The organism is Paracoccus amoyensis (assembly GCF_014490725.1).
GTDB lineage: Bacteria > Pseudomonadota > Alphaproteobacteria > Rhodobacterales > Rhodobacteraceae > Paracoccus > Paracoccus amoyensis.
This window is the reverse complement of sequence record NZ_JACOQL010000001.1, coordinates 131224-156835: the sequence shown is the minus strand read 5'-3', so window position 1 is coordinate 156835 and position 25612 is coordinate 131224. Positions and strand designations below refer to the sequence as shown.

Here is a 25612-nt window from a genome sequence, read left to right as displayed (position 1 = left end):
CCCGAAAGGAAGCCAGAATGCCAGAGAACTTGTCGATCAATGACCACGCCCTGACCGATGCGGAACCGAACATCACGGTGCGCATGGATGCTGCCATCGACCTTGCGATCAGGGAAAAGCGCATCGTTGGCGCGGTGGTGCTGATCGCCCGAAATGGCAGAGTTTTCTATCGCCGCACCGCCGGGATGAATGACCGAGAGAATGGCATCCCGATGACCGAGGATGCTGTTTTCAGATTGGCCTCGATCACCAAGCCCATCGTAACTGCGGCGCTGATGAAGCTGGTCGAGGATGGCCGGGTCTCATTGGATGATCCAGTCACAAGATTTCTGCCGGATTTCCTGCCCAGGACGGCGACAGGCGACACCCCCGCCATCTCCCTGCATCAACTGCTGACCCATACATCCGGCCTTAGCTATGGCTTCATCGAACCCGCAGGCAGCGAATATGAACGGCTGAATATATCTGACGGGCTGGATCAGCCGGGATTAAGCCTCACGGAAAATCTGGACCGTTTGACACAAGCCCGATTGGTTTATGATCCGGGCAACGGGTGGCGCTATTCGCTGGGCATGGACGTGATCGGTGCGGTGATCGAAAAAATGACCGAACTGCCGCTGTCACAGGCAGTCCGTCAGATCATTCTTGACCCGCTGGGCCTGACCAAGACCGATTTCATTGCGCCGGCAGGGGTTGCGCTGGTCACGCCTTATCGTGATGGCAGCCCGGCCCCCCTTCGGATGACCGAGCAGACGGATATCTTCACGGGTGCCAGTTTCGCGCGTTTCGATTTGGGTCGCGCGCTGAACCCACGATCCTATCCATCCGGTGGCGCGGGCATGATCGGGACTGCCAGTGAGATTTTGCGCTTTCTGGAAGTGATCCGGCAGGGTGGCGGCCCCATCCTGAAGCCCGAGACGGTCACGACCATGATGGCCGATCAGGTCGGCCCGCAGTCGCAGACCCAGGGTCCGGGTTGGGGCTTTGGCTATGGCTGGGCGGTTCTGGTCGATCCCCGGGCCGCGCATACGCCCCAATCGGTGGGCACGGTCCAATGGGGCGGTGCCTATGGTCATTCGTGGTTCATCGACCCGGTGCAAAATCTGACGGTGGTTGCGTTGACCAACACCGCCTTTGAAGGCATGGGCGGCAAGTTCGTCTTTGACATCCGCGATGCGGTTTACGCCGAAAACTAGACTGCCCGCAGCAGGTCCAGCCAGCCCAACGAAGCATCTGTCGGTCCGCTTGGTTTATATTCTGCACCAAGCGGGCGATCCCAGCCAAGATCGCGCAGCACGCCCACGATATGGCGATAGTCCACCTCGCCATGGTCGGGCGGGCCACGATCGGGAACGGCGGCGATCTGGACATGTCCGATCAGTGGCAGCAGTTTTTCCAGCCGCCGCGACAGATCGCCTTCCATGATTTGCAGATGATAGCAGTCAAACATCAGCCGCAGGTTGGGCTGGTGGGCCTTGATCATCAGATCGGCGGCCTGCGCCGTTCCGGCCAGAAAATAGCCCGGTGCGTCATAGCGGTTCAGCGGCTCGATCAGGATGGTCAGTTCGGGCGCTGTCTGACAGGCATAGGTCAGGTTACCGATAAAGATGGCGTCCGCCACTGCGCCTTTGCCATACCCCGCCATGACATGAATTGCGCCGCAGCCGATCGCGCGCGCATAGGCGATGGCGCGGTCGATCTCGGCCCGGGCCTCGACCTCTCGGCCCGGCAAAGCGGACAGGCCATTCTCGCCGGGTTTGCCGCGATTGGTGTTCAGGCCCAGCATTGCCAATCCGGTTTCATCCAACGCGGCTTTGACCGCTGCGGGATCAAAATCATAGGGCCAATGGCATTCCACCGCGTCGAAGCCCGCGCGATGCGCGGCGCGGATCGCATCGGGCAAGGGCAGATCGGCCCATAGAAAACCCAGATTGGCGGAAAATCCGGTCACGCGTCCCCCCAAGCCATGTCGTGCAGTTTAACCAACGCCTCAACCTGCTGTGGGTTCAGCATGTTGGGCGTTGTCCCGCGCAGAAGCAGGGCCAGACGCGATGTCGCTTCCAGTTCTTCAATCGCGTTGCAGGCGCCCTCCAGATCCAGACCTGCAACAACCGGGCCGTGATTGGCCAGCATCACAGCGGATCGTTTGCCCGCCAAACCGCGCACCGCATCGCCGATGGCCGGATCGCCGGGGCGGAAATAGGGCAGCAGCCGCACCCGGCCCAACTGCATGAAGGCATAGGGCGTGATCGGCGGCAGAAAATCATCTTCATTCGCGCCGGGCAACGTGGACAGCGCGACCGCGTGACAGGAATGCAGATGCACCACCGCCGCCGTCCGCCCGCGCGTGTCATAGAACGCGCTATGCAAGGGCATTTCCTTGGTCGGACGGTCGCCGCCGATATGATGGCCCTGCGCATCAAAGCGCGACAGCCGCGCCGGATCCAGCCGCCCGAAGCTGGCGCCGGTGGGCGACACCAGCAGCCCGCCATCTTCGGTCCGGGCCGAGATATTGCCGGTTGATCCGCCCGTCAGGCCACGATCGAACATCGACCGGGCAAGGTCGCACATCTGTTCGCGCAGGCGTGCGTCAGAACTCATCCCTCATCGCCCAGCATGCGGGCAGCCTTGTCGAAGAAGTCCCTGGCCCCGAAATTGCCGGATTTCAGCGCCAGAACCAAATCCTCGCCCGCACGGATCGCCGGCACGCCGGGGTCGATCTCGGGGCCGATTTCCAATTGGCTGATGCCCAACCCTTCCACCACCGCACCGGATGTCTCGCCGCCCGCCGTGATCAACCGCGTCACGCCGCCATCCACCAGATAACGGGCAACATCGGCAAAAAAATCCTCTAGCGCATGTGCGACGGTTTCCGTGCCATATTCCGACTGAATCGCGCTGACCGCCTTGGGGTCGGCCGAGGAATAGATCAGCGGCACGCCGTCCTGACCCAAGGCCCATTCGGCGGCATCGATCGCGCTGAAGGTTTCGGCCAGAATTTCGCGCGGATCAATTTCCAGCGCCGGTTGGCCCAATCCGATATGATGGGCCACCTGTCCCCGCGTCGCCCGCGAGCATGACCCTGACAGCGCCACGACACGCCCGACCTGTCCTTCCCAGACCGGGCCTTCGGGCGACAGCAACCCCTGACGCCGGAAGTTATCGGGCAGGCCAAGCGCGATGCCGGACCCGCCTGTCACCAGCGGCAGGCCATCCACCGCGCGGCCAAGGGTCAGCAAGTCATCGTCGCGGATGGCATCGCAAATGACAAACGGATTGCCCGCGTCCGCTTCGGCATCCAGACGTTCGCGGACGGCATCGGCACCCTGCCAGATCGTCGCGGCGTTTACGTGGCCCACGCCAACCGTGCTTTGGATCGCCAGCCAGCGGCGCAGGTCGGCATCGGTCATCGGTGTCAGCGGGTGGTTTTCCATGCCGCTTTCGTTCAGCAGCTTGTCACCGACAAACAGATACCCCTGATAGATCGTGCGCCCCGTCGCCGGAAAAGCCGGGCAGAAGATCACGCGGTCGGCCTCTAATTCACGCGCCAAAGCTTCGGCCACGGGACCGATATTGCCTTCGGGCGTGGAATCGAAGGTCGAGCAGTATTTGAACAAAATCTGCTGGCAGCCCTGATCCTGCAACCACTCCAACGCCTCCAGCGACAGGCGCACGGCCTCTTCCACGGGCAGGGATCGCGATTTCAGTGCGACGATCCCGGCCTCGACATCTGGATCGGCGGGATCGGTCGGGGTGCCGCTATATTGCACAGTCCGCATCCCGGCCTTGACCAGCGTGTTCCCCAAATCGGATGAGCCGGTGAAATCATCTCCGATGCAGCCAAGCAGCATATTCTGTCCTTTTGCTAAAGCGTCGCCCTGGATCGGCCCACCCTGTGCCAGTCAGCCGATCAAGTCCAGTCGCCCGGCGCAATCGCATCCTGCATCCGGCGCAGACGCAGCAGTTCCGATGCTTCATCCAGATCGACATCGCCGCACAGGATCGGCTGCCCGGCTGGCACGTCGCGCAGAAGCGCACGCCCCGCCGCCAGGTAATAGGGGATCGGCGCATCATCGGTGACAGGCCGCGCAGGCGTCATCCGGCCCGAGACCTTCGCGATGCTGTGGTGATGCCCTTCAGCGTGCAACACCGTCCCGGCTTTCAAATCGGCATCGGCAAACGCGGTCAGGTCGATCACCGGGCGTGGCTTTTCTGCGCCCGACGACGCGCCCAGACGCGCGACCTCGAACACGGTCGTCGCGGCTTCCAATCCGAGCAGGTGACGCGGCAGGCCGATCATGGCCGTGCGACCATTTCGCGCAACGACATGGCCTTTTTCTCGCAGCATGTCCCATGTCTCATCATCGCGACAGGTCACGGTGACAAATACACCGCCGGCAAAGCTGGGTTCACCCGGCAGGCGCAGGCAATGGAACACATCCAGCACGGCGGGCTTGTCCAATACACCGCCATTTTCGCGGACCGCCATCAGATCGGCGACCTCGGTGATCCGCGCAATCGGGGCATGCAGATCGGCACGGTCGGGATGCAGGCCAAGAGCGTTGGCAACGACCGTCATTTCGCACAGATCGGGAACGGCACGTTGGGGCAAGGCTGCGGCGATCCGGGCGCGTGTTTCCGTCACATCCGTCCAATCGCGGGCTTTCGCGTCAATCCAATCCGCAAACCCTGCCACCGACACGGTTTTGCCATTGCTTGTGATGCTGTCCATCGCGGGATCAAAGACGAAATCATATTCGCTGGATTTACCGGCTGCCACGATCTCAAACCCGATGGCTTCGGCCCATGTCGCAAGGCCGATCAGCAGGCTGGGCTGATCGCCGTCCACGGGTGACACGACACGCCCCCGTTCGCTCGCAAGCCGCGCAAGGATCGGTCCGATCACGCTGTCGGTTTCCTTGGTCACCATGATGACGTGCTTGTCAGCCTCGATCGCAAGGCGGGCGTGGCGGGCACCTGCCTCGGGGTTGCCGGTGGCTTCCAGCACCACGTCGAAGGGCAGATCGGCGACCACCGCCAGATCGGCGGCGGCGATGGATTGCCCGGCCTGCCACGCGATGCGTGCGGCGGCGGTGTCAGCGCATTCCGCGATCAGGGCGGCGCCGACGCCGACCGAATGCAGCGCCCGCGCGGCGATGCCGATTTCGCGGTCCACCGCAATCCGGCAGCTTAGCCCCTTCACATGACGTGCCTGGGACAGAAAGCTTCGCCCAAACCCGCCGGTCCCGATAATGGCGCATTCGACCTGACGGGGGTCGCGCCCCTGGAAATAACGCAGATGGTTCATCGTCGCCCCCGTTTATTCGACCGGCATTTTGCGGCGCAGGCGTCCACCCAGTTGCAGCATCTTGGGCAGGATCAGCAGCGCCAGCCCCAACACCATGATCGAGCTGACCAATGTGTTGGAAAAGAAGATGCCCAGCGATCCGTCCGACAGGACCATCGATTGATGGAACGCGTTTTCAGCCTTGTGGCCCAGCACCATGGCCAGAACCAGCGGCGCCAGCGGATAGTCCAGCCTGTTGAACATATAACCGACCAGTCCGAAGACCAGCACCAGCCACAGATCGAAGGTCGAATTCGACACCGTATAGGCGCCGACAAAACAGATCGCGACGATCATCGGCCCGATGATGGCAAACGGAATGCGCAGCAGGGCCGCAAACATCGGCACCGTCGCCAGCACGAGGATCACCCCCACGATGTTCGAGATATACATGCTGGCAATCAGGCCCCAGACGAAATCGGGCTTGGTCGCGAACAGCATCGGACCCGGTGTCAGCCCCCAGATCATCAGCCCGCCCATCATCACCGCCGCCGTGGCCGAAGATGGCACGCCAAGCGCCAGCATGGGCAGCATGGCGCAGGTGCCTGCGCTGTGGTCTGCGGTTTCGGGGGCCACGATTCCTTCGGGGCGACCGGTGCCGAAGGGTTGCCCCTTGCGGGACGCCTGCCGGGCGATGCCATAGCTCATGAAGGATGCCGCCGTCGGGCCGCCGGGCGTAATGCCCATCCAGATCCCGATCAGGCCGGAACGGATCGTCGTGGCCCAATAGCGCGGCAGTTCCCTGATCGTGCGTAGCACGTCGCGCAGGTCGATCCTGGACGATACGCCACGGAAGCGCAGCCCTTCCTGCACGGTCGACAGCAATTCACCAATGCCGAACAGACCGATCACGACAACCAGAAAGCTGATCCCGCTTAGCAATTCGTCATAACCGAAGGTCAGGCGAACCTCGCCCGTCACGGTATCCATGCCCACGGTGGACAGGATCAGACCGGTCGCCAGCGAGACCAGCGTCTTGGCGGGTGACGCGCTGCCCATGCCGATAAAGGCTGCGAAGGCCAGGAAGTAGACGGCGAAATATTCGGGTGCGCCGAATTTCAGGGCAAAGTTGGATGCCCAGCCGGCCAACAGCGTGATGACGATGATGCCCAGCAACGCGCCGATCCCGGCCGACATGAAAGCCAGCGTCAGCGCACGGGTGGATTCCCCTTTTTGCGCCATCGGATAGCCGTCAAATGTTGTCGCGACCGAACTTGGCTCACCGGGGATATTGAACAGGATCGACGTTGTAGATCCCCCGAACAATGCACCCCAATACATTGATGACAGAAGAATAATCGCCGATGTCGGGTCCAGTGCAAAGGTCAGCGGGATCAGCAGCGATACGCCATTTGGCGCACCAAGTCCCGGCAGCACGCCGACGATCAGCCCCATCAACACACCCGCAACCATCAGCATCAGGTGCATCGGTGTGATGGCGATGCCGAAGCCATGCATCAGAAGGTCGAAATTGCCCATGATCCACGCCCCTCTCAGTAGATGCCAAGCATGTTTTCGATTGGTCCCTTCAAAAGCGGAATTTTGAAGATCACCTCGAAAATCACGTAAAGTGAGACGGAAAAGCCCAGACCTATGGCCAGCGACAGCGGCAATTTGTAACCGCCCTTTCGCCACGCGCTATAGGCGATGTAGCCTGCCGCACCGATATAGATGCCCAACCAAAGCGTCGCGACGACAAAGGCCAGCATCGCGCCAAGAAAACCGCCCAGACGCTGAACCTTTTCGCGATCCAGAAACGGCTCTTCGGCTTCGGCACCGTTGCTCGCATCCAGCGTAGCCTGTCGATGTTTCACAAAGGCAGAGGCCAGATTCCACAGGCTGGCCGCAATCAGGATCAGGCCGACGTAAAAGGGAAAATACCCCGGTTGCGGTCCACTTTCGGACCATCCCAATCCGAGTTCTGTCGCCCCGATGACGGCTGCGATGCCCAATGCACCAGTGCCGATAGCCGTGGCGATTTCGGCGTGAAAGCGTGTGACGGCCATACCCCCTCCTGTCGTCGTCAAGAATCCAGAGGCCCCTCTGCCTCCTTTCAAGCAAAGGCCCCCGGACAGCCGGGGGCCGATCAAGTCTTATTCGCCGGTCCAGCCTTCAGCTTTGAAAACGGCAACCGTACTGGTTTCGTTTTCGTCGATGAAGGCTTTCAGTTCGTCACCGGCCAGAAACGCGCCCGATTGCGAGGTTCTGGTCAGATAATCTTTCCACCCCTCGGATTCCGAGACTTTTTGCAGCGCATCGCGGTAATAGGCCACGGCTTCTTCCGGCAGGTCGGCAGGAACCCAGACGGTGCGCGGCATGCGATAGCTTTCGATGTCCAGGCCAGCTTCTTTGCAGGTCGGGATATCCTGCCAGCCCATATCGCCGCTGATCGCCTCGCTTTCGGCCATACGTTCGGGCGCAAAGACGCAGAGCGGGCGAACCGCGCCGGCCTGCCACTGACCAAGGTTTTCGTTGGGATTGTTCACGTTGGCCGCGACATGACCACCGGCCAGCTGCACGCCAACCTCGCCACCGCCGTTGAACGGAACGTATTTGAAATCAGCGCCCGATGTCTGTTCGATCAGCGCAACCAGCGTTTCGTCAGTGTCTTTCGACTGACTGCCGCCGAAAACGATCTGACCCGGTTCGGCCTTTGCGGCCTCGATCAGGTCGGTGATGTTTTCATAGGGCGAGTCCGCCTTGACCCAGACCAGAAATTCATCCAGCGCCAGCGCGGCGACGGGCTGAAGATCATCGGTGGTGTAGGCCAGCTTCGCCACATGCGGCAGCAGGTAGACGTTGTTCGTGCCGAAGATCAGCTTGTTCGCGTCGCCCTTGTTCTGTTTAGCGTAAAGGAACGCCTCGGCGCCCGATCCGCCGCCTTTGTTCAGCACGACGATGGACTGATCCATGATGCCATCACGGCTAAGCACGGATTGGATCGTGCGGGCAAAGTTGTCGGTTCCGCCGCCTGCACCGGATGCCACGACAAATTCGACGGGGCGGTTGTTCGGCTCCCACTGGGCCATTGCGGGGGCGGCTGCCATGACGGCGGTCGCGGCGATCAGTGCGGTTGTCAGTTTGGTCATTTCTCTCTCCTCCACAGATTTCCGCCCAAGCGGGCCGGAAAACTCCCTTAGTCGTTGCGGCCCTACTCGGCCGCCATCCCCGGTTCTGCGACCGGCGCTGTTGCCCAATCCGCGGCCAATGGCTGCGTTGCGGATTTTGCCGGGTTCAGCTTTGCCAGATCCGCGCCCAGACGAGCGGCCGCCAGCGTGGCCCCCAAATCTGCCTTGCCCTGACCGGCGATGTCAAAGGCCGTGCCATGCGCGGGCGTCACGATTGGAAAGCCGTAGCCCGCGATCAGCGTGACGCCGCGGTCAAAGCCCATCAGCTTCATCGCGATCTGGCCCTGATCGTGATACATGGTCAGAACCGCATCAAATTCACCCCGGATCGCGCGAACGAAGACCGTATCGGACGGGATCGGACCCTTGGCGTTCAGCCCTTCCGCCACCGCCGCCTCGACCGCGGGGGCGATGATATCCTCGTCCTCATCGCCGAAGTTGCGGCCGTCGCCCGCATGCGGGTTCAGCGCAGCCACGCCAATACGCGGGGCTTTCTTGCCCGCGCCTTCCATCACTTCCGTGGTCAGGCGAATGCTGTCCAGAATGCGTTCGACGCTTAGACGGGCAGCGACCTCGCGCAGCGGGATGTGAGAGGTGACGCGTGCGTTCCAGACCTCTTCCAGCACGTTGAATTCCCGACCGCTGCGCGATGCATCGATGGTGGCGTCGATGAACCCGATCTCATCGACATAGCTGGGGCGTGAGAGGCGCATCGAATGCTTGTTGTAAGGTGTGAACATCACCGCATCGGCAATCCCTGCCTTGGCCAGACGCAACACGGCGGCAAAGTTCTGCAAGGACGCGCCGCCATTCGCAGCTGCTGAATCGCCCAATGTCACCTGATCGGCCGGGCAGTTCGCCAGATCCAGCAGCACCTGGCCGCTGGGCAGTTCGCCCTGCAATTCGTCGGCGCGGATGACGGGCAGGTTCAGTTCGACACCCGCATGCCGTGCGCCCATTGCCAGAACGCTGGCATCCCCGACCACAATGAAATCGCGGTCCTGCATATCCTGATGCGCCAGAAGCTTGGCGGCCAGTTCAGGGCCGACCCCTCCGGCATCCCCGATGGCAAGTGCAATGCGCATGATGCGAATCTCCCCAATTCTCTATTCAGCATTCTGTATACAATATTCGACATCAGTCCAGATTTTTCAGCGCCGGATCAGCCCGTGCAGCAGGATTGTGATGTGCGAAAGCGAAGATTTTGATCTTGCCACAATCACCAGTTGCGCGCGACAAGATCGGTTCCTATCAGTCACGGGTCAGCCGCTTGATAATTGCTTGCCCACGACCCGCGCACATAGCGCCAGCGAAATGGCACCCGCATCCGGATGCCCGACGCTGCGTTCAGCCAATGGGCGTGCGCGTCCCAGCTTTGGCACAAGATCGGCAGTGGCATCTGCGGCGCTGGTCGATGCCGCCGCCGCCGCCGCCCAAGCTGCGACAAGGTCGTTGCCTGCGGCCACCTGCGACTTCAGCGTTTCCACGAAGGGCGCAAAGGAGTCGATCAGCGTCTTGTCACCCGGTTTCGCCCCGCCCAAACGCACCACCGCCTCATAGGCCGCCTGCGCCCCGTTTGCGACCGTTGCGGCATCGGGGCGCGCGGTATCCGCAAGCTCTTGCCCCCAAGCCCGCAGCGCCACACCCCAAAGTGCGCCAGAGGTTCCACCGGCACGATCCGCCCAGGCATCACCAGCCATGGACAGCACGGTTCCGGCCCCTGCCCCGGCCTCGGACACACGTTTTGCTTCTGCCGCAGCGGCGGCCGATCCGCGTGCCATGCCCTGACCATGATCACCGTCGCCCGCCTGCGCGTCGATGCGGCCCAGCTCATCTTCGGCTTCGGCCAAAGCCGCCGCCATGTATTCCAGGATCGAGGCGAGGCAGACCGCCGATTGCTGCGATTGGACCGATCCCTTGATGATCGACGCGGCGACAGGTTCGGCACTGACCGGTTTTACTTCGGCTGCGGGTGCCACATGCGCAACGCGACCTTTGCGGAATGCAGGCGCGTCGGCGGGTGCCTGCCACAATTCGGCCAGTTCGTCGTCCAGCCACATGATCGACAGCGAACATCCCGCCATATCCAGACTGGTGACAAATTCACCCACCTCTGGGTCTACAAGCGTCAACCCATGGGCATCGAACATGCCGGTCAGATGGTGCCACAGAACGAACAGTTCTTCATATTTCGTGCGGCCAAGCCCGTTCAGAATGACGGCCACGCGGCCATCATGGCCCGCGGGACGTTCGGCAATCAGCGGATCAAACAGCATCTTCGCCAGATCGACGGCGGGTACCATTTTCTCGGTCCGGATCCCCGGCTCGCCGTGAATACCCAGACCGACGCCGACATGACCCGCGTCGACCGTGAACAGCGGGCTGCCCTGCCCCGGCAAGGTGCAGCCGTCAAAGGCCACGCCGAAGGAAACCGAATTTGCGTTGGCGCGCTTTGCCACAGCCTCTACCGCGTCGATATCCATTCCGGCTTCGGCAGCCGCGCCGGCGATCTTGAACACCAGCACATCGCCCGCAACACCGCGCCGCTTTGCGACCTCGTCCTTCGAGGCGCTGGCAACATCGTCGGTCACCGCCAGAATTCGGGCATCTATCCCCTCACCACGCAGACGTTCGGCAGCTGCGCCGAAGTTCAGCACGTCGCCCGCATAGTTTCCGAACCCAAGAATGACACCGCCACCGCGATTGGCGGCCCGCGCCACCCCGGCGACCCAACTGGTCGAGGGCGAGGCGAAAACATCACCTGCGACCGCAGCATCGGCCATGCCTGTGCCGATATAGCCAAGAAAGGCGGGATAGTGCCCCGACCCGCCGCCAACCACGATGGCGACCTTGCCATCCGCGCCGGGCACCGCACGCACCGCGCCATGTGCCACGGGCTGGACCCGATCAACATTGGCCGCGCAGAAACCGGCAAGAGCCACAGCGGCAAATTCGTCAGGTTTGTCGAATACCTTAGTCATTCTGAATCGTCCTTCCCGCAAGAATGGTCCGGATATAGTCGCGGTTCTGGGCGCAGATATTCAGCCCGTCTCCGCCATAATGCTCGACCAGGAACGGGCTGTCGAAACCCAGTTCCAGCACCCGGCGGATCGCCGCGCGATAATTGATCGTCCCGCCCAGCAGCGGCGCCGGATGGGTCATGACCTGCCCTGTCGCAGGCTCCTCGATCCTGTAGTAGTTCTTGACGTGCCAATAACCGGCATAGGGGGCGCACAAGTCGATCATTTCGGCCCAATGTTCGACGGGGCGATGCAGGCGGATCAGGTTGCCGATATCAAGGTTCAGCTTGACCGCGGGGTGATCCAGATCCTGCATGAACTGCACCGCATCGCGGGCCGTGCCGATATAGGTGTCTTCATACATTTCCAGCGAAATCTGTATGCCCAGACGCTGGGCGTGATCGCCAAGCTCGCGCATGCGCATGATTGCCAGCGTGTAGATTGCAGGATCGGATGGGTTCTTGACGCCATCCGCCGTCCAGAACCACAGCATCTTTTGCTGCTGCGGCGTCAGAGGACCAAAGAAGCCGAAACTGACATAGCCGACCCCCAGTTCTGCCGCCGTATCCAGAACACGGTGGCTATAGGCCAGATATTCGTCGCCATGTTCTGGGTCGATCACACTACGACGCGAGGTGGAAATCGCCGGAATGGACAACCCAAGATCCTTGCAGATCGCCACAAATTCGGCGCGTTGCCCGGAATCAAGGTCCGCCACACGCAGCCACGAATCCGTTGGATCGACCGCATCGAAGCCTGCATCGGCCACATCGGTCAGATCACGTGCCCAGATGTCGGGCCCGGCATCCTGCACCAGACGTCCATCGGGCAGCTTGCCCGGAAAAGGAATCATCGCCGCGGCAATCGGCCACGTCCTGGCGGTCCATCGGGTTGTCACTGTCCCCTCCTCCCTTGAGCTGCGCTGCACGAAATCTGCAGCGCGGCAAACAGGCGCAAGCCGAACCCTCTCTCGAATCGCGCCGTGATGATTGGCTAGCATATAGTTTTTTCTCCATCAAGTATTCTGTATACAGAATACATATGCTATGACTGACTTGCGCTTATCCGGGCCTGACCGGTAAGTTGATCATATTTAAGGAGGTGCAGGTGATCGCGCCCAATTCAGAACTGGACCAATCGCCGACCGGGGCAATCAAGATTGAGCGGCAATCGCTGCACGATGCGATCCTGAACCGCTTGCGCGACATGATCATCGAGGGGCACCTGCCGCCGGGAATGCGGCTGAACGAAGGCCAGATCGGCGCCCAACTTGGTGTATCGCGAACCCCCTTGAGAGAGGCGATCAAATTTCTGGCCAGCGAAGGGCTGGTCGAGCTGATCCCCGCCCGTGGCGCAGTCGTAAAGAAATTCAGCGCCAAGGAAATCTCGGACATGCTGCAGGTGATCAGCACGCTGGAACAACATGCAGCGCGGCGCGCCTGCGAGATTGCGACGACCTATCAGATTTCAGCGATCCGTGATCTGCACGACCAGATGATCGACCGCTACGAACACGGCGACCGGCTGGCCTATTACAAACTTAACCAGGCCATCCATTCCGGCCTTGTCGCGCTGGCCGATAATGCCGCGCTGGTGGACGTCCATACGCTGCTGCAAACACGGGTAAAGCGCATTCGGTTCATTGGCCATGAAGGCCCCGACAAATGGGCTAGCGCCGTTGCAGAGCATGAAGAGATGATGACCGCGCTAGAGGCGCGCGATGCCGACCGGCTGGCTGCGATCCTTGGCAAGCACCTGCAACTGGCCTGGGAACGTGTAAAGCCCGGACTGGACGATAGATAGGTTTCAGATCGCCTGAACGCCCATTTGAAAATTTACCTTATGCCGCAATGTAATGCCGGGAAATATCTGCGGTTGCTGCCCCGGCAGTGGAATAAGGCGAAAGCGTTCATTGATATTTGCAATCACCCGCGTCGCAATCGCCCGGGCCATATACAGGCCGACACAACGATGCGCACCAAGCCCGAACGGTATGTAAGCATGCCTTGGGCGCGTGCCGTTCTGTTCTGCGAAACGACTGGGGTCAAAGCGGTCAGCGTCAGGCCAGAAACCGGGATGACGGTGCATCAGATAGGGCGAGATCAGGACACTGCTGCCTTGCGGAATATCATAGCCACCAATGTTTCGCGGATGAATGGCCCGCCGTTCGACAATCCAGATCGACGGATAAAGCCGCAACGTTTCACTGAAGAAATCATCGACCATCGCGGGATTGTCCAGAGAGAATTTCCCCAGCAAATACATTGCCCAAGATAAAGAATTAGCAGTGGTTTCATGCCCTGACAGCAACAAGGTCACGGTCGCGTCACGCAGCTCTTGGTCTGACAGACGGGTTTCGCCTTCCGCTTCATGCGCGGAAAGCAGAAGCGTCAAAAGATCATCTGGCACAGCTTTGTCACATCGTCTTTGCTGGATGATCGCAAAAACAATGTCGTCAATCGCGGCGCGGGCTTCTTTGAAATCGGCGCGATGAAAGCGTTCGGAAAGCATTGACGGGTCAATCAGCGCCTCTAACCTTCGCCACGTGTCGTCCAGAAGGATGCTCAATGCGGCCTCGATCCGCCCGGCATCCACGTCGGCGGTGAACAGTGCCTTTGCCGAAACCGCAATCACAAGCCGAATCATTTCGGGAACCACGTCGATCGTGCCTCCTGCCGCCGCGATCTGTTGCCAGCGGCTTAGCATCGGCTGCATCTGCGCATCCGTGATCGCGTCCAAGCCCCCAAGATGCCGGGGCTGAAAGACGGGCTGTATCAACCGCCGGTGACGTTGCCACGTTTGCCGGTTTCCAGACAGCAGACTGTCCCCGCAGGTGGCGTGAATACATCGCGCACTGCGGGTTTGCTTGTCGTATTGCACCGCATCACGCGACATGACTTGTTGAATATGATCAGGGTGATTGACGATATGCGCGGTGACCGGACCAAAGCGCAGACGCACGATATCGCCGTATTCCGCAACGGATCGCGACAGCAGGCCAAGGGCATCCCGTTTGAATTCGCTGAGCATCCCCCAAATGAAATCACCCTTGGGACCGGGGGCGCGATTGCTCATACCGGGTAGTTCCACCGGTCAAAATTTCGCCGCCAGCGCTGCGCGACAATGGCTTTCGTCGCCGCGTCCAGATCACCGAAATCGTTCTTTTCATATCCATCAAGCGTGTCGACATAGCGTTGCAATTTTGGCTGAAACGCCGCGAATCCCGGCAGTGACAGCTGCTCATAGACGCGGCCAATCTGTCCCACCGGATCAGCCTCTAACTGGTCGAAGCGAAGCTCGCACAGCCGGTCCTTGGGGATCAGCGACACATCATCGAAATAGGCGTCATACATGGTCTGATAGCGTTGCAGGATACCTTCATCTATCGCGCCAAGATCCGGGCGTTGCAGATAGGTGTGCCAGCAGACCGTATCAAAGAAATGCCGCTGCGACTGGAACACGCGATAGGGGTCGCGGTGAATATGGACAAACCGAGCATCAGAAAAAATTTCCAGCAATGTCCTGATCCGGCCTGTATGTGGCGGCGATTTCAACAGCAAAGCACGATCGTCATTCAAAGACAGCTTCTTGCAGAACAAAAGCAAGGCGGCTTTCCACCGGGCAACCTCATCCGAAGGCGTATCCCTGAAGGTCAGATGCTTTTCGTAATCCGGCGTGCTGTCGGGAAAACTGATCCCGAAGTAAACCGATTTCAGCGACATCAATGCAGGCGCAAACTCGTCCTCCTGCGGAGAGGTGAATTTCAGCGCCATGTTGTCCATCGGACGCTTTGGCGGCACCATCCATGAAAACATCCGCGTCAGCAAACCTTCGGTCGTCAGGAAGGTATAGGGGCTGACCACCTGATAGGTATTGGGAAAATTGAACTGTATATCGTCCTGCGCCAGCAGATCATGCAGCAATGTCGTTCCGCTGCGCCAGTGGCCAAGGATAAACAGGGGCGGTGTCGCAATCGTCGCATGCCTGATCGCCCTGCCAAACCGGAGCTTTTCAACCATCGCAAAGGCGGAATTGGAAAGACTGGCCAGCGTAATGAACGCCGCCCGATGCCAATAGGCTGGTGATACGCGAAAACGGTTATCCGCCAAAAGCCGAAGCCATTTCCCGGCTGTGATGCCCGTCATGTAATTGTGGCTAAAGCTCCACCGGTGTTTCAATGGTGACGACACAAAAACCTTTCTGCTTTCCGTCAGCAAGCATTCGCGCGCAGGCTGATTGCCAAACAAAGCCTATCTTCTTGCCTTTTAGCTTTAATTTCTGTTGGTTGGTATCGGTGTTTTGACAGGACCATAACGCGTGATCATTCCGTCCCACGTCACTGACATGCTGCGCAAGGTCAGAGCCCGCTTCGCCACCGAGCCGGTCAAGGAACGCATGCTGCCGCATGATGATGCCTTTGCCGCCATGCGGCCGATGCGCAAGATCAGCAAGCAATCCATCGACGGCTACTGGAAACGGCTGATGGATGGCCCTGCCCGGCAAACCGACAAGGATCAGCTTGCCGATCCGCAGACGATAGAGAATGCCGAAGGTTTCAGTGCGAACATCGAAAACTTTATCGGCACGGTCAAACTGCCGGTCGGCGTCATTGGTCCGCTTCGGATCAACGGATTGAATGCGCATGGCGATTTTCATGTCCCGCTGGCCACGACAGAAGCCGCACTGGTCGCTTCTTACGCGCGCGGGGCCTTTGCCGCGACGCAATCGGGCGGGATCAGCACCGCGCTGCTTTACGAAGGCGTCATTCGCACGCCAGCGTTCGTTTTTGACAACCTGTTCAATGCCGGGCTGTTCGTCGAATGGGTCGTGACCAACAGCCAGCACCTGAAACAGATTGCCGAGGCAACCACCCGTCACGGCAAGCTGATCGCGATTGAGCCGATCATCGACAACAACATCGTCTTTCTGATCTGCCGCTACACCACTGGCGATGCCTCGGGGCAGAATATGGTCACGATTGCAACCGACGCGCTGTGCCACGAGATTGTTGGCAATTGCAGCGTCCCGATTGGGAACTGGTATGTCGAGGGCAATTTTTCGGGCGACAAGAAGGCGTCATTTCTGGGCATGGTCACCGGGCGCGGGCGCAAAGTCAGCGCATCGGTCACTCTGACCGCCGAGGTGATCGAGAAAACACTGGCCACCACGGCCCAGGCGATGCTGGATTATGGCCGCGTCGCCAATCTGGGCGCGCATCTGTCGGGACAGATCGGGGCGCAGGCGCATTTCGCCAATGGGCTAGCCGCGCTTTACATCGCAACCGGACAGGACGCCGCCTGCGTGGCGGAAAGCGCCGTTGGCATCACGCGGATCGAGCCGCGCGGCGATGGCCTGTTTTGCAGCGTGACGCTGCCCAATATTCTTGTCGGATCGGTCGGCGGGGGCACATCATTGCCCAGCCAGACAGCCGCGCTGAATATCCTGGGCCTGAAAGGAGCCGGTAACGGGGCCGCCCTGGCCGAGGTCGCAGCCGCCACTTGCCTTTGCGGCGAAATCTCGATCGTGGCGGCAATGGCGGCGGGACACTTTACCCGCGCCCATGAAAATCTGGCCCGCAAAAGATGACGAAATCCATTGTCCGGCGATTGTGGATCTATCAGGCGGAACGATTTCCGTTACAGAAAACCGTCCCGTTGCTGGCCGTCTTTTCCGCAGCCAGCATCGCAGTTTCTGCCACCTTGGCCGACCGTCCCTTGCCCGGCATCGGCGCCTTTGCCACGGGCTTCATTCTTGCCATTGCGATCTTTTTTCAGATGCGCGTTTGCGATGAACATAAGGATCTTGAGGACGATTTCCGCTATCGTCCGGACCGCCCAATTCCGCGCGGACTGGTCTCGCTGCGGCTGGTTTTTGCGCTTGGGCTGCTATCCGCCCTGGTCGCTGTGGTCGCGGCCTGGATCTGGCATCCGCAGGTTCTTTGGCTGCTGGCACTGGTCTGGCTGTGGCTTGGGCTGATGACCGTGGAATTTGGTGCGCCGGCGTTTTTGAAAGCCCGTCCTGTTCTGTATCTGGTCAGCCACATGGCGATCATGCCGTTAATAGACCTGCTGTTGACGGGTATCGAATGGGTGCCAGCCGGATCGATGTCGCCGCATCTGTGGCTGTTTCTGGCGCTATCCTTCGTGAATGGTTGTGTGCTGGAAATCGGCCGCAAACTATGGGCGCCGGAAAATGAAATTCCGGGGGTCGAGACATATTCCGGCCTGTGGGGGCCGCGCACCGCCACGCGCATCTGGCTGGGCTGCGTTGCTCTGTCCTATCTGCTGCTGATCGGGGTCGGCTTTGCGACGGGCAATCCACTGATCAATGCCGCTACCGGTGCATTGGGATTTGCCATCATCCTGAATGCCGCTTTCCGCTATATCCACAATCCAACGCCGCAGGCGCAAAAGACGGTCGACAACGTGGCAGGACTTTGGGTGTTTCTTTGCTACGCTGTGGCCGGATTCGCGCCGCTTGTTTCAAGGTTGTTTTCGTGACGCAAATAATCTCGCAGGAACAGGCGACTGATGTGGCCAAAGTCGGTGGCAAGGCTGCATCGCTGGCGCGTCTGGCCGCCGCCGGGTTCAATCCGCCGCGCTTCTTTGTCATCCCCGCGACTGCCTTTCAAGCCGGCGAAAACGGCCCGCTTCCATCACCAGCGCTGGCCAGCGATATCGCTGTGGCTCTGGCATCTTTGGGCAATGGTCCCTTTGCCGTCCGCAGTTCCGCGCAATCCGAGGATTCGGCCCAGCACAGCCATGCAGGTCAGTTCGATACCTATTTGAACGTGGCAGCCGATGATGTTCTTGCCGCCGCCGGTCAGGTCTGGTCGTCTGGCTTTGGCGATCGTGTCGAAACCTATCGCCAGATCACAACGCAAGAAACGGCTGCGGCGCCGGCGATCATCGTTCAGCAAATGCTTGACGCAATCGCCGCCGGGGTCGCATTTTCGGCCGATCCGGTCAGTGGGCAGCGGGGGCGGGTCGTCATCTCGGCCATTGCCGGGCTGGGCGACAAGCTGGTTTCCGGCGAGGAAGACGGCGAAGATTGGCTATTGGGCGCGGGCAATACGGTCATCGACGCGCCGGATCTCCCCACGGTTCTGACCGATGCGCAAGCGATCCAGATCGCCGATCTGGCCCGCCGGATCGAGCATACCTTTGCCGCGCCGCAAGATATCGAATGGGCAATTGACGCAGAGGGGCTGCATATTCTGCAAGCACGGCCAATCACGACAGAATTGCGCCCCAAGCCCAAGCCCGACAATGCGCTGATCATCTTCGACAATTCAAATATCGTCGAAAGCTATCCCGGCATGGTCAGTCCGCTGACATATTCCTTTGCAGTTCACGTTTATGACCGCGTCTACCGGGCGTTCGTTGCGTTGCTGGGCCTGCCGCAAAGCACGATTGCGGAAAATTCCGTCGTGTTCGGCAACATGCTGGGCCGCGTTGATGGCCGGGTCTATTACAATCTGGTCAACTGGTATCGGGCACTGGCGCTGCTGCCCGGATTTTCGCTGAACCGCGCCTATATGGAAACCATGATGGGCGTTTCAGAGCCCCTCCCCGCCGAGATCACCGCATCGATCGGCCCGCCACCCGCGACAGGGACAAGGCGGGTCGTCGAATACCTGCGTTTGTCCCGTGTCGCTGGCGGTCTGATCTGGCAGGCGATCCGCCTGCCCCGAACCAAAGCCGGTTTCTATGACCGGCTGAATGCGGCGCTGGACAGCGGTTTTGATATCAAAGCCGCCAACGCAACCCAGCTTGCCGCAGAATACCGCAAGATCGAAAGTTCACTTCTGGATCGGTGGGACGCGCCACTGGTGAATGATTTTCTGTGCATGATCGCCTTTGGCGCATCGCGGAATCTGATGCAGAAATGGTTGGGCGAAGATGGTCTGCGCCTGCATAACGACGTCATGATCGGGCAAGGCGACATCATTTCCGCCGAACCCGCGCAACGTATTTCCCGCATGGGTCGGATGGTCCGGGCCGCGGGCTTGCAGGATGCGTTGACGGTGCAGGGTATCCACGCCCTTCAAAGCCAGCCGGAAATCCAAGCGGAATTTCAATCATATCTGGATAAGTTCGGGGATCGCTGCACCGAAGAGCTGAAGCTGGAAAGCATCCCATTGGGCGATGATCCGGCGCCGCTGATCCAGGCCATTGCCGCAAGTGCGGCGCGTGGCAGCGCCCCTCACCACATTGCGCCGGCACCCGATTGGCAGGCCTTGTTCAAGGGCAGACCGATCAGGGGCTTTCTTGCCCGCCGGATCATTGGCTGGACCAAGGCCCGCGTGCGCGACCGTGAAAACCTGCGCTTTGAACGGACCCGGATATTCGGCCTTGCCCGCAGGGTCATGCTGGCGCTTGGCGCCGATTTTGCCGCCCGCGGCCTGATCGATACACCCCGCGACGTGTTTTATCTGACCACGCAAGAGGTTCTGGGCGCGGTCGAAGGCTTTGGTCTGTCGCCTGATCTGTCGTCACTGGTGGCCCTGCGCAAGGCCGAAGATGCCGCATCTGCCAAGCGCCCCGATCCGCCCGAGCGTATCGAAATCCGTGGTCCGGCGATTGCCCCCAATTGGGCCCCCAAGACGCCCCACCCTGAGGATGACAGCCGCACCCGGCAAGGAACGGGCTGTTCGGCAGGCATCGTTACGGCAACGGCCCGCGTTATTCGTGACCCGCGCCGCGAACACTTGAACCGCGGTGAAATTCTGGTCGCAAGACACACCGATCCGGGCTGGATCGCGGTGTTTTCCAATGCGTCTGCGATCGTGGTCGAGCGCGGGTCGCTCTTATCCCATTCGGCCATCGTCGCGCGCGAATTGGGCATTCCCTGCGTCGTCGGGTTGAAAGATGCAACGACATGGATCGCGGATGGCGAAATGCTGGATGTGGACGGCGCAACAGGCCGGGTAAGGCGTCACGATGACTAGATCCGAGATCGAGGACAAAGCGGATTTCGGGCAAATCCGCTATGCGCAATTGTGGGAAGATGCCGATGTGCTGACCGAAGCCCTGGGCGATTGCGTGGGTGGCACGCTGGTTTCCATCTGCTCTGCCGGGGATAATGCGCTGGCCATGCTGACGCTGGACCCGGCACGGGTTGTCGTGGTGGATCTGTCGATGGCCCAGATCGCCTGCCTGCGCCTGCGGATTGGCGCGTTCAGCATGCTGGGCCACACGGAATTCCTTGAACTGATGGGCGCCCGGCCAAGCAACCGGCGCACGGCGCTGCTGATGCGGGCATTGGCCGGTCAGGACGCCGAAACACAGGCCTTTTGGACCGCCCGCGCGGATCAGGTTCAAACCTTCGGTGCAGGCGGTGTCGGCAAATTTGAACGCTATTTCCGGCTGTTCCGCCGCTATTGCCTGCCTTTGGTCCATTCGCAGGGCACCATCGACGATATTTTTGTATCGCGCCCTGAACCGCAACGACAGGAATTTCTGAATAACCGTTTCAATACATGGCGGTGGAGGCTTTTATTAAACGTCTTTTTCAGCCGTTTCGTGATGGGGCGAATGGGCCGCGACAAGGCGTTCTTCGATCATGTCGATGGCAGCCCCGCCCAGCATGTCGCGCGTCGCATCAATCAAGCCGCCGTCGCCAATGATCCAGCCGATAATCCCTATCTGCACTGGATCATGAAGGGCACGCATGGCAATGCTTTGCCGATGACGTGGCGGGCAGAACACTATGAAACGATCCGCGGCCGTCTGGACCGGTTGCAGATCATGCCCGGCTCGCTTGAGGCTTTTATCGCAACCGGTGACAAGGCTGATGGCTTTAATCTGTCCGATATCTTCGAATATATGTCGCCGCAGGTCTTTACCGCAGTCTACGGCGCGATTCTGAACGCCGCCTCGCCCGGTGCGCGGTTGGTTTACTGGAACATGATGGCCCCACGCCGGGTGCCCCCCGCCTATCGCCCACGTGTCAAAACGCAGACTGACCTGCAGGACCGCCTGAAAGCGCGGGACAAGGCATTTTTCTATTCGGATTTTGTTGTCGAACAGGTGAAGGCTTGAATGCCAGCCTGCAGATCGGCTTTGCCATCGGGTCAGTCGCGGTTCTGCTGGGGCTGATGGCCCTGATCCGGCATGGCGCCAGCACATACGGCCTGAGCGCCGAGGTTCAGCGCAAACTGATTCATATCGCCACCGGACTTTATGCGCTTAGCTGGCCTTGGCTTTTCCCGGATCGCTGGCCCGCCTACATGCTGGTCGGCATCACATTGATCGTGCTGATCGTTCTGCGCGTATCGCGCATTGCAAAGGCCGGCGTCGGGGCGACATTGCATAGCGTCGACCGGCGTTCATATGGCGACATTCTTTTGGCTGTCGCGGTCGGGCTGTGCCTGTTTCTGGCCCGCGACGACCTGATCTTTTACGTCCTGCCCATTGCCGTCCTGACCCTGTCGGACGCCGCCGCCGCACTGGTCGGAGGGGCCTATGGCAAACGCGTTTTTCACGTCGAAGACGGCGTGAAAAGTGTCGAAGGTTGCGTTACCTTTTTCGTGGTGACGTTGGTTATCGCACTGATCTGCCTGCTAATGATGAGCACGCTGCCTGCGACACGGATCATCACCATCGCCCTGATCGTCGCAGGCTTTGGCGCATTGGTCGAGGCTGCCAGCTGGCGCGGGTTCGATAACCTTTTCCTGCCGATTGGCATCTTGATCGTGCTGGCCGACACCATGCACAGTGATCTGTTGCGCCTGTTCGGGCTAATCGTGATATTCGGCCTGACGCTTTTGGCGTTTCGCGTTCTTTTCGCGCGCCTTGGTGTTGGCCTGCATGTGTCACGCGTCAATGTGACCATGATCTTCCTGCTGCTGGCCGCGACGTCCTATCAACATGCGGTCACGCCCATCCTTGCGCTGGCCATCCATATCTGGAGCAGACAGACCAACCCGTCCGAGGATCGTTTTCCCGATCTGGATATGGTCGCCGGACTGACGCTGGCAAGTATTGGCTGGCTGGTGATCGGCGAGGCGGTCGGATGGAACGCCATCCTGTTCTATGGCATGACCTCCATGGCCTTTGCTGCTGGCCTTGCATCCCTTGCGCTTGCAACGGCACCGGTGGCGACGCGCGTCGCCGGACTGGCCGTCACCGTTTTCGCTTTGCTGGCAATCCGACTGTGGACCGTGGCCATCAGCACGGACACATCTGGTTGGGCAGGACCAATGTGGGGTGCAACCGTCGCGACCCTCTTGCTTGCAATTCTTCCAACAAGCCTGTGGCCCGGCGCATTTCGGAAAGATCGCATTCTTAAGTTGACTTTTCTCTCGCTGCTCTTGCCTTTTGTGTCTTATGTATATGCAACTGAACTTTTTGGACTGCTGGCATGAGACAAGAAAGTTTCAAAAATGACCAAGCGGCGATTACCATTTTTTTTGATGGACCTCTTTGGGACAATCAGCCGACTGCCACTTTGGGCGGATTTCGCAGCCGCAACGCAAAGGCCGGACAAGCCGTCCTGTCGCAAGCGATTGACTTTGCCCGAACAAAAGGCGTCAGCCAAATAATCGGCCCGATGGAGGGGGACACGTGGCACAGCTATCGTTTTGTCACTGACAGCGATGGCAGCCCGCCCTTTCTGATGGAGCCGACCAATCAGGCGCATGAACTGGACGTATTCAAACTGGCCGGGTTTCGCCAGATCGGCAGCTACTTCTCGGCCCGCGTCCCGTTGCAACAAATGCGCGCGCCCCAGCCTACGCGGACAGACGAATTCAAGATAGAGATCTGGGACGGCAAAGATGCCGAGGGAATGTTTCAACAGGTCTATGATCTGTCGGCGGCAGCCTTTGCAAACAACCCGTTCTACAAGGCCATCACACGCAATGCTTTCATGGCGATGTATATGCCGATTGTGCCCTTGATCCGAAAAGATCTGGTGCTGTTCGCACGCAAGCCTGATGGCGCATTGACCGGTTTTTTGTTTGGAATCCCGAACTACGCCGAGGCGCAGACCCCAAAATCCGTCATTCTGAAAACCTATGCCAGCCTGACCAAGGGGGCTGGCCGGCATTTGTCGCACACCTTCCACACGGCCGCTGCGAAAGGTGGCTTTCAAACGGCGATCCACGCCCTGATCCATGATGAGAACTTATCGGCATTGCGCAGCGCCGCTGAGGGTGCCGAGGTGTTTCGCCGCTATGGCCTGTTCGGGCTAAGGCTGAATGGATAGCCTGCTTGGCGTTTTTGCCAAAACGGTGGATCGCCACCCTGACCGTGTGGCGATCATTGATGGCAAAGGCCGCAAGGTCACTTTTGCCGCCCTGATGTCGCGTATCAACAGCCTTGCCGCCGCATGGCAAAGGCAAGGCATCGGTGCAGGAGATCGCGTTCTGATGGCGATGCCCTTGGGCAGCGATCTCTATGCCAGCCTTGCGGCATTGTGGTCATTGGGCGCGACAGTGGTTCTGCCGGAACCGGCAATGGGCATCGCCGGGGTTCGGCACGCGGTCCACACGGCGGGCGTTACGGCGTTTTGCGCGTCGGGCGGCTATCGGGTCTTGCGCATGCTTCTGCCGCGACTGTGGCTGACGCGTCAGTTACGTCTTACCGACACCAGGGGGGCATTTGTCCCGGTTGTGACATCGAAAACCGATATCGCCCTGATATCATTCACCTCGGGTAGTTCGGGCAAGCCCAAGGCAATTCCGCGAAGTCATGGCTTTCTTTTGGCACAGCACAAGGCACTGGCACCGCTGCTGGACAGTGCGTCAGACGAACGCGATCTGGTTGCCTTTCCGGTCTTTGCGCTGCTGAATCTGGCCGCCGGACGGACATCAATCCTGCCAGACTGGAAGATGAGCAATCTGGCAGAACTTACCCCCGAGCAACTGCACAACTGGATCGCACGACAAGGCGCGACCCGTGCACTGCTGCCGCCATCGTTATGTCAAAAGCTTGGGGGAATTGCCCTGCCCCCCCGCCTGCACAGCATCTTTACCGGAGGCGGCCCCGTGTTTCCCGATATGATTGCCCGCCTTCAGACGACCAATCCCCGCCTGAACGTCACCTGTGTCTATGGCTCGACCGAGGCAGAGCCTATCGCAATTCTGGACACCGCCACGGTGACCGCCGACGATCATCAGGCCATGCTGGCAGGGGCTGGTCTGCTGGCAGGCCCCCCGGTCGCGGGTTTGCAGCTGCGCATCATGAATGATGAAATTCAGGGCGCGGGACCGCATGTCAACGAAGGCTATCTTGACCCTGCCGACAACGCCCAGAACAAAATCCGGGTCGACGAAACAATTTGGCATCGGACAGGCGATGCGGGTCGTTTGGACAGTCAGGGACGCTTGTGGTTATGGGGCCGAACCGGCACCCAGGTGACGATCGCCGAAGGGCAGGTCTACCCCTTCGTGATCGAAGTTGCGGCCCATCAATGGCCGGGTGTTCAGCAATGCGCGTTGATGTACATGGCGACCAAGCCCGTTCTGGTGATCGAAGGAGATCGCACCGCATTCGCTATCTGGCAGGAAAATGCGCAGACGCTTGGCATTCATCACCTGCATCACATGACCCGCATCCCAATGGACCGGCGGCACGCATCCAAGATTGACCGCAAGGCACTGGCGAGGGTCCTGGCCAAGCATCTTGCGAAAACCCGCTAGAAATGGATTTCACGCCGGCATTCATGCGCGAATGACGCGGGAAGGCAACTGTCAGAAGTTCAGCTTGGCCCGAAATGCTTTTCAGTTCATCCGGCGCTGCCACGCAGAATATCCACCAAGGCACGCGAGGCCGTCGGCATTTGCCCTCGACTGGGGTGATACAGGAAGAAACCCGGATAAGGGGGGCAATAGTCCTCTAGCACGCTGACCAACTGCCCGGTCTCTCATTGTTGCCGTCCATATTGTTCAACGGGATAAGCGACGCCAACCCCGTCCAAAGCAGCGGCGATGGTCAGGTCCATGTCATCAAGGACGACAAACGCCGCCAGTTCCCCCAGATCTCTGGTTCTTATGCTCATGATTGATGAATATGAGCCAATGGACAGCGCTCAGCGGGACGACCTCCTCACCATAAGGCAATTCGCCCCTTCGACGTTCAGGCAAGATGGCGATTGTGACAGGCGGCACTCGT

At 60.0% G+C, this 25612-nt stretch carries 23 protein-coding genes; 9 read left to right on the top strand and 14 right to left on the bottom strand.

Annotated elements, in window-relative coordinates:
* The first annotated feature begins 17 nt into the window (after positions 1 to 17).
* On the top strand, positions 18 to 1196 hold the full coding sequence (locus tag H4P12_RS00780) for a serine hydrolase domain-containing protein (protein ID WP_187791692.1): 1179 nt from the start codon (positions 18 to 20) through the stop codon (positions 1194 to 1196).
* Here H4P12_RS00780 and H4P12_RS00775 read toward each other — a convergent pair.
* The 10 genes from H4P12_RS00775 to H4P12_RS00730 form a co-directional block, all read right to left on the bottom strand.
* Positions 1193 to 1951, bottom strand: coding sequence for a TIM barrel protein (locus tag H4P12_RS00775; RefSeq protein ID WP_187791691.1), 759 nt, complete (start codon positions 1949 to 1951; stop codon positions 1193 to 1195). The genes H4P12_RS00780 and H4P12_RS00775 overlap by 4 nt on opposite strands.
* Positions 1948 to 2601 (bottom strand): 3-oxo-tetronate 4-phosphate decarboxylase, encoded by a 654-nt coding sequence (otnC, locus tag H4P12_RS00770; protein ID WP_187791690.1) that lies wholly within the window; start codon positions 2599 to 2601, stop codon positions 1948 to 1950. The genes H4P12_RS00775 and otnC overlap by 4 nt, the downstream gene beginning before the upstream one ends.
* Positions 2598 to 3851, bottom strand: a complete 1254-nt coding sequence (gene otnK / locus H4P12_RS00765; protein WP_187791689.1) for a 3-oxo-tetronate kinase — start codon at positions 3849 to 3851, stop codon at positions 2598 to 2600. Before otnK ends, otnC begins: the two co-directional genes overlap by 4 nt.
* A gap of 59 nt (positions 3852 to 3910) precedes the next feature.
* Positions 3911 to 5308: an NAD(P)H-dependent oxidoreductase gene (locus H4P12_RS00760; RefSeq protein WP_187791688.1), complete on the bottom strand. Its 1398-nt coding sequence runs from the start codon at positions 5306 to 5308 to the stop codon at positions 3911 to 3913.
* Between the two features lie 12 nt (positions 5309 to 5320).
* Positions 5321 to 6826, bottom strand: coding sequence for a tripartite tricarboxylate transporter permease (locus tag H4P12_RS00755; RefSeq protein WP_187791687.1), 1506 nt, complete (start codon positions 6824 to 6826; stop codon positions 5321 to 5323).
* Positions 6827 to 6840: 14 nt separating this feature from the next.
* Entirely contained in the window at positions 6841 to 7353 is a 513-nt protein-coding gene (locus tag H4P12_RS00750; RefSeq protein WP_187791686.1) for a tripartite tricarboxylate transporter TctB family protein, read from the bottom strand.
* A gap of 87 nt (positions 7354 to 7440) precedes the next feature.
* A complete protein-coding gene (locus tag H4P12_RS00745) occupies positions 7441 to 8436 on the bottom strand; it encodes a tripartite tricarboxylate transporter substrate binding protein (RefSeq protein ID WP_187791685.1) in 996 nt (331 codons plus the stop codon).
* Positions 8437 to 8498: 62 nt separating this feature from the next.
* The gene (locus tag H4P12_RS00740) at positions 8499 to 9560 is read right to left on the bottom strand and encodes a 4-hydroxythreonine-4-phosphate dehydrogenase PdxA (RefSeq protein WP_187791684.1); all 1062 of its coding nucleotides are present in this window, start codon (positions 9558 to 9560) and stop codon (positions 8499 to 8501) included.
* Between the two features lie 177 nt (positions 9561 to 9737).
* Positions 9738 to 11456 (bottom strand): dihydroxyacetone kinase family protein, encoded by a 1719-nt coding sequence (locus tag H4P12_RS00735; RefSeq protein WP_187791683.1) that lies wholly within the window; start codon positions 11454 to 11456, stop codon positions 9738 to 9740.
* Entirely contained in the window at positions 11449 to 12393 is a 945-nt protein-coding gene (locus H4P12_RS00730; protein ID WP_343069743.1) for a sugar phosphate isomerase/epimerase family protein, read from the bottom strand. Before H4P12_RS00730 ends, H4P12_RS00735 begins: the two co-directional genes overlap by 8 nt.
* 209 nt (positions 12394 to 12602) lie before the next feature.
* Here H4P12_RS00730 and H4P12_RS00725 point away from each other — a divergent pair, with 209 nt between their 5' ends.
* Positions 12603 to 13298 carry a GntR family transcriptional regulator gene (locus H4P12_RS00725; RefSeq protein ID WP_343069742.1) on the top strand — a complete coding sequence of 232 codons (696 nt, stop codon included), beginning with the start codon at positions 12603 to 12605 and terminating at the stop codon, positions 13296 to 13298.
* A gap of 3 nt (positions 13299 to 13301) precedes the next feature.
* Here H4P12_RS00725 and H4P12_RS00720 read toward each other — a convergent pair whose 3' ends face one another.
* Genes H4P12_RS00720 through H4P12_RS00710 form a run of 3 tightly spaced genes read right to left on the bottom strand, consistent with a single transcriptional unit; the run spans position 13302 to position 15902 of the window.
* Entirely contained in the window at positions 13302 to 14570 is a 1269-nt protein-coding gene (locus H4P12_RS00720) for a cytochrome P450 (protein ID WP_187791681.1), read from the bottom strand.
* The gene (locus tag H4P12_RS00715) at positions 14567 to 15640 is read right to left on the bottom strand and encodes a sulfotransferase family protein (protein WP_187791680.1); all 1074 of its coding nucleotides are present in this window, start codon (positions 15638 to 15640) and stop codon (positions 14567 to 14569) included. Before H4P12_RS00715 ends, H4P12_RS00720 begins: the two co-directional genes overlap by 4 nt.
* Before the next feature lie 10 nt (positions 15641 to 15650).
* Entirely contained in the window at positions 15651 to 15902 is a 252-nt protein-coding gene (locus H4P12_RS00710) for a hypothetical protein (RefSeq protein ID WP_187792502.1), read from the bottom strand.
* On the opposite strand from H4P12_RS00710, the gene H4P12_RS00705 reads away from it, so the two are divergent.
* The 7 genes from H4P12_RS00705 (at position 15891) to H4P12_RS00675 (ending at position 25140) form a co-directional block, all read left to right on the top strand.
* Positions 15891 to 17081: a hydroxymethylglutaryl-CoA reductase gene (locus H4P12_RS00705; RefSeq protein WP_246448766.1), complete on the top strand. Its 1191-nt coding sequence runs from the start codon at positions 15891 to 15893 to the stop codon at positions 17079 to 17081. The two genes, H4P12_RS00710 and H4P12_RS00705, sit on opposite strands and share 12 nt — an antisense overlap.
* The gene (locus H4P12_RS00700; RefSeq protein ID WP_187791679.1) at positions 17078 to 17995 is read left to right on the top strand and encodes a UbiA family prenyltransferase; all 918 of its coding nucleotides are present in this window, start codon (positions 17078 to 17080) and stop codon (positions 17993 to 17995) included. Before H4P12_RS00705 ends, H4P12_RS00700 begins: the two co-directional genes overlap by 4 nt.
* Positions 17992 to 20445: a PEP/pyruvate-binding domain-containing protein gene (locus H4P12_RS00695; protein WP_187791678.1), complete on the top strand. Its 2454-nt coding sequence runs from the start codon at positions 17992 to 17994 to the stop codon at positions 20443 to 20445. The genes H4P12_RS00700 and H4P12_RS00695 overlap by 4 nt, the downstream gene beginning before the upstream one ends.
* Entirely contained in the window at positions 20438 to 21538 is a 1101-nt protein-coding gene (locus tag H4P12_RS00690; protein ID WP_187791677.1) for a BtaA family protein, read from the top strand. The genes H4P12_RS00695 and H4P12_RS00690 overlap by 8 nt, the downstream gene beginning before the upstream one ends.
* Complete coding sequence (locus H4P12_RS00685) at positions 21535 to 22863, top strand: diacylglycerol/polyprenol kinase family protein (RefSeq protein ID WP_187791676.1); 1329 nt, start codon at positions 21535 to 21537, stop codon at positions 22861 to 22863. Before H4P12_RS00690 ends, H4P12_RS00685 begins: the two co-directional genes overlap by 4 nt.
* A gap of 185 nt (positions 22864 to 23048) precedes the next feature.
* Positions 23049 to 23705: a hypothetical protein gene (locus H4P12_RS00680; protein WP_187791675.1), complete on the top strand. Its 657-nt coding sequence runs from the start codon at positions 23049 to 23051 to the stop codon at positions 23703 to 23705.
* A complete protein-coding gene (locus H4P12_RS00675) occupies positions 23698 to 25140 on the top strand; it encodes an AMP-binding protein (RefSeq protein WP_187791674.1) in 1443 nt (480 codons plus the stop codon). Before H4P12_RS00680 ends, H4P12_RS00675 begins: the two co-directional genes overlap by 8 nt.
* 224 nt (positions 25141 to 25364) lie before the next feature.
* On the opposite strand, the gene H4P12_RS18980 is transcribed toward H4P12_RS00675, so the two are convergent.
* Positions 25365 to 25499 (bottom strand): hypothetical protein, encoded by a 135-nt coding sequence (locus tag H4P12_RS18980; RefSeq protein ID WP_281390343.1) that lies wholly within the window; start codon positions 25497 to 25499, stop codon positions 25365 to 25367.
* Positions 25500 to 25612 lie beyond the last annotated feature (113 nt).

Excerpts from the sequence above, each read along its gene's own strand:
- H4P12_RS00675 (WP_187791674.1), top strand. The coding sequence starts at position 23,698 with ATGGATAGCCTGCTTGGCGTTTTTGCCAAAACGGTGGATCGCCACCCT.
- H4P12_RS00780 (WP_187791692.1), top strand. The coding sequence starts at position 18 with ATGCCAGAGAACTTGTCGATCAATGACCACGCCCTGACCGATGCGGAA.
- H4P12_RS00705 (WP_246448766.1), top strand. The coding sequence starts at position 15,891 with ATGCTGCCGCATGATGATGCCTTTGCCGCCATGCGGCCGATGCGCAAG.
- H4P12_RS00745 (WP_187791685.1), bottom strand. The coding sequence starts at position 8,436 with ATGACCAAACTGACAACCGCACTGATCGCCGCGACCGCCGTCATGGCA.
- H4P12_RS00720 (WP_187791681.1), bottom strand. The coding sequence starts at position 14,570 with ATGAGCAATCGCGCCCCCGGTCCCAAGGGTGATTTCATTTGGGGGATG.
- H4P12_RS00750 (WP_187791686.1), bottom strand. The coding sequence starts at position 7,353 with ATGGCCGTCACACGCTTTCACGCCGAAATCGCCACGGCTATCGGCACT.
- H4P12_RS00740 (WP_187791684.1), bottom strand. The coding sequence starts at position 9,560 with ATGCGCATTGCACTTGCCATCGGGGATGCCGGAGGGGTCGGCCCTGAA.
- otnC (WP_187791690.1), bottom strand. The coding sequence starts at position 2,601 with ATGAGTTCTGACGCACGCCTGCGCGAACAGATGTGCGACCTTGCCCGG.
- H4P12_RS00710 (WP_187792502.1), bottom strand. The coding sequence starts at position 15,902 with ATGCGGCAGCATGCGTTCCTTGACCGGCTCGGTGGCGAAGCGGGCTCT.
- H4P12_RS00700 (WP_187791679.1), top strand. The coding sequence starts at position 17,078 with ATGACGAAATCCATTGTCCGGCGATTGTGGATCTATCAGGCGGAACGA.
- H4P12_RS18980 (WP_281390343.1), bottom strand. The coding sequence starts at position 25,499 with ATGAGCATAAGAACCAGAGATCTGGGGGAACTGGCGGCGTTTGTCGTC.
- otnK (WP_187791689.1), bottom strand. The coding sequence starts at position 3,851 with ATGCTGCTTGGCTGCATCGGAGATGATTTCACCGGCTCATCCGATTTG.
- H4P12_RS00690 (WP_187791677.1), top strand. The coding sequence starts at position 20,438 with ATGACTAGATCCGAGATCGAGGACAAAGCGGATTTCGGGCAAATCCGC.
- H4P12_RS00715 (WP_187791680.1), bottom strand. The coding sequence starts at position 15,640 with ATGACGGGCATCACAGCCGGGAAATGGCTTCGGCTTTTGGCGGATAAC.
- H4P12_RS00755 (WP_187791687.1), bottom strand. The coding sequence starts at position 6,826 with ATGGGCAATTTCGACCTTCTGATGCATGGCTTCGGCATCGCCATCACA.
- H4P12_RS00760 (WP_187791688.1), bottom strand. The coding sequence starts at position 5,308 with ATGAACCATCTGCGTTATTTCCAGGGGCGCGACCCCCGTCAGGTCGAA.
- H4P12_RS00735 (WP_187791683.1), bottom strand. The coding sequence starts at position 11,456 with ATGACTAAGGTATTCGACAAACCTGACGAATTTGCCGCTGTGGCTCTT.
- H4P12_RS00680 (WP_187791675.1), top strand. The coding sequence starts at position 23,049 with ATGGAGGGGGACACGTGGCACAGCTATCGTTTTGTCACTGACAGCGAT.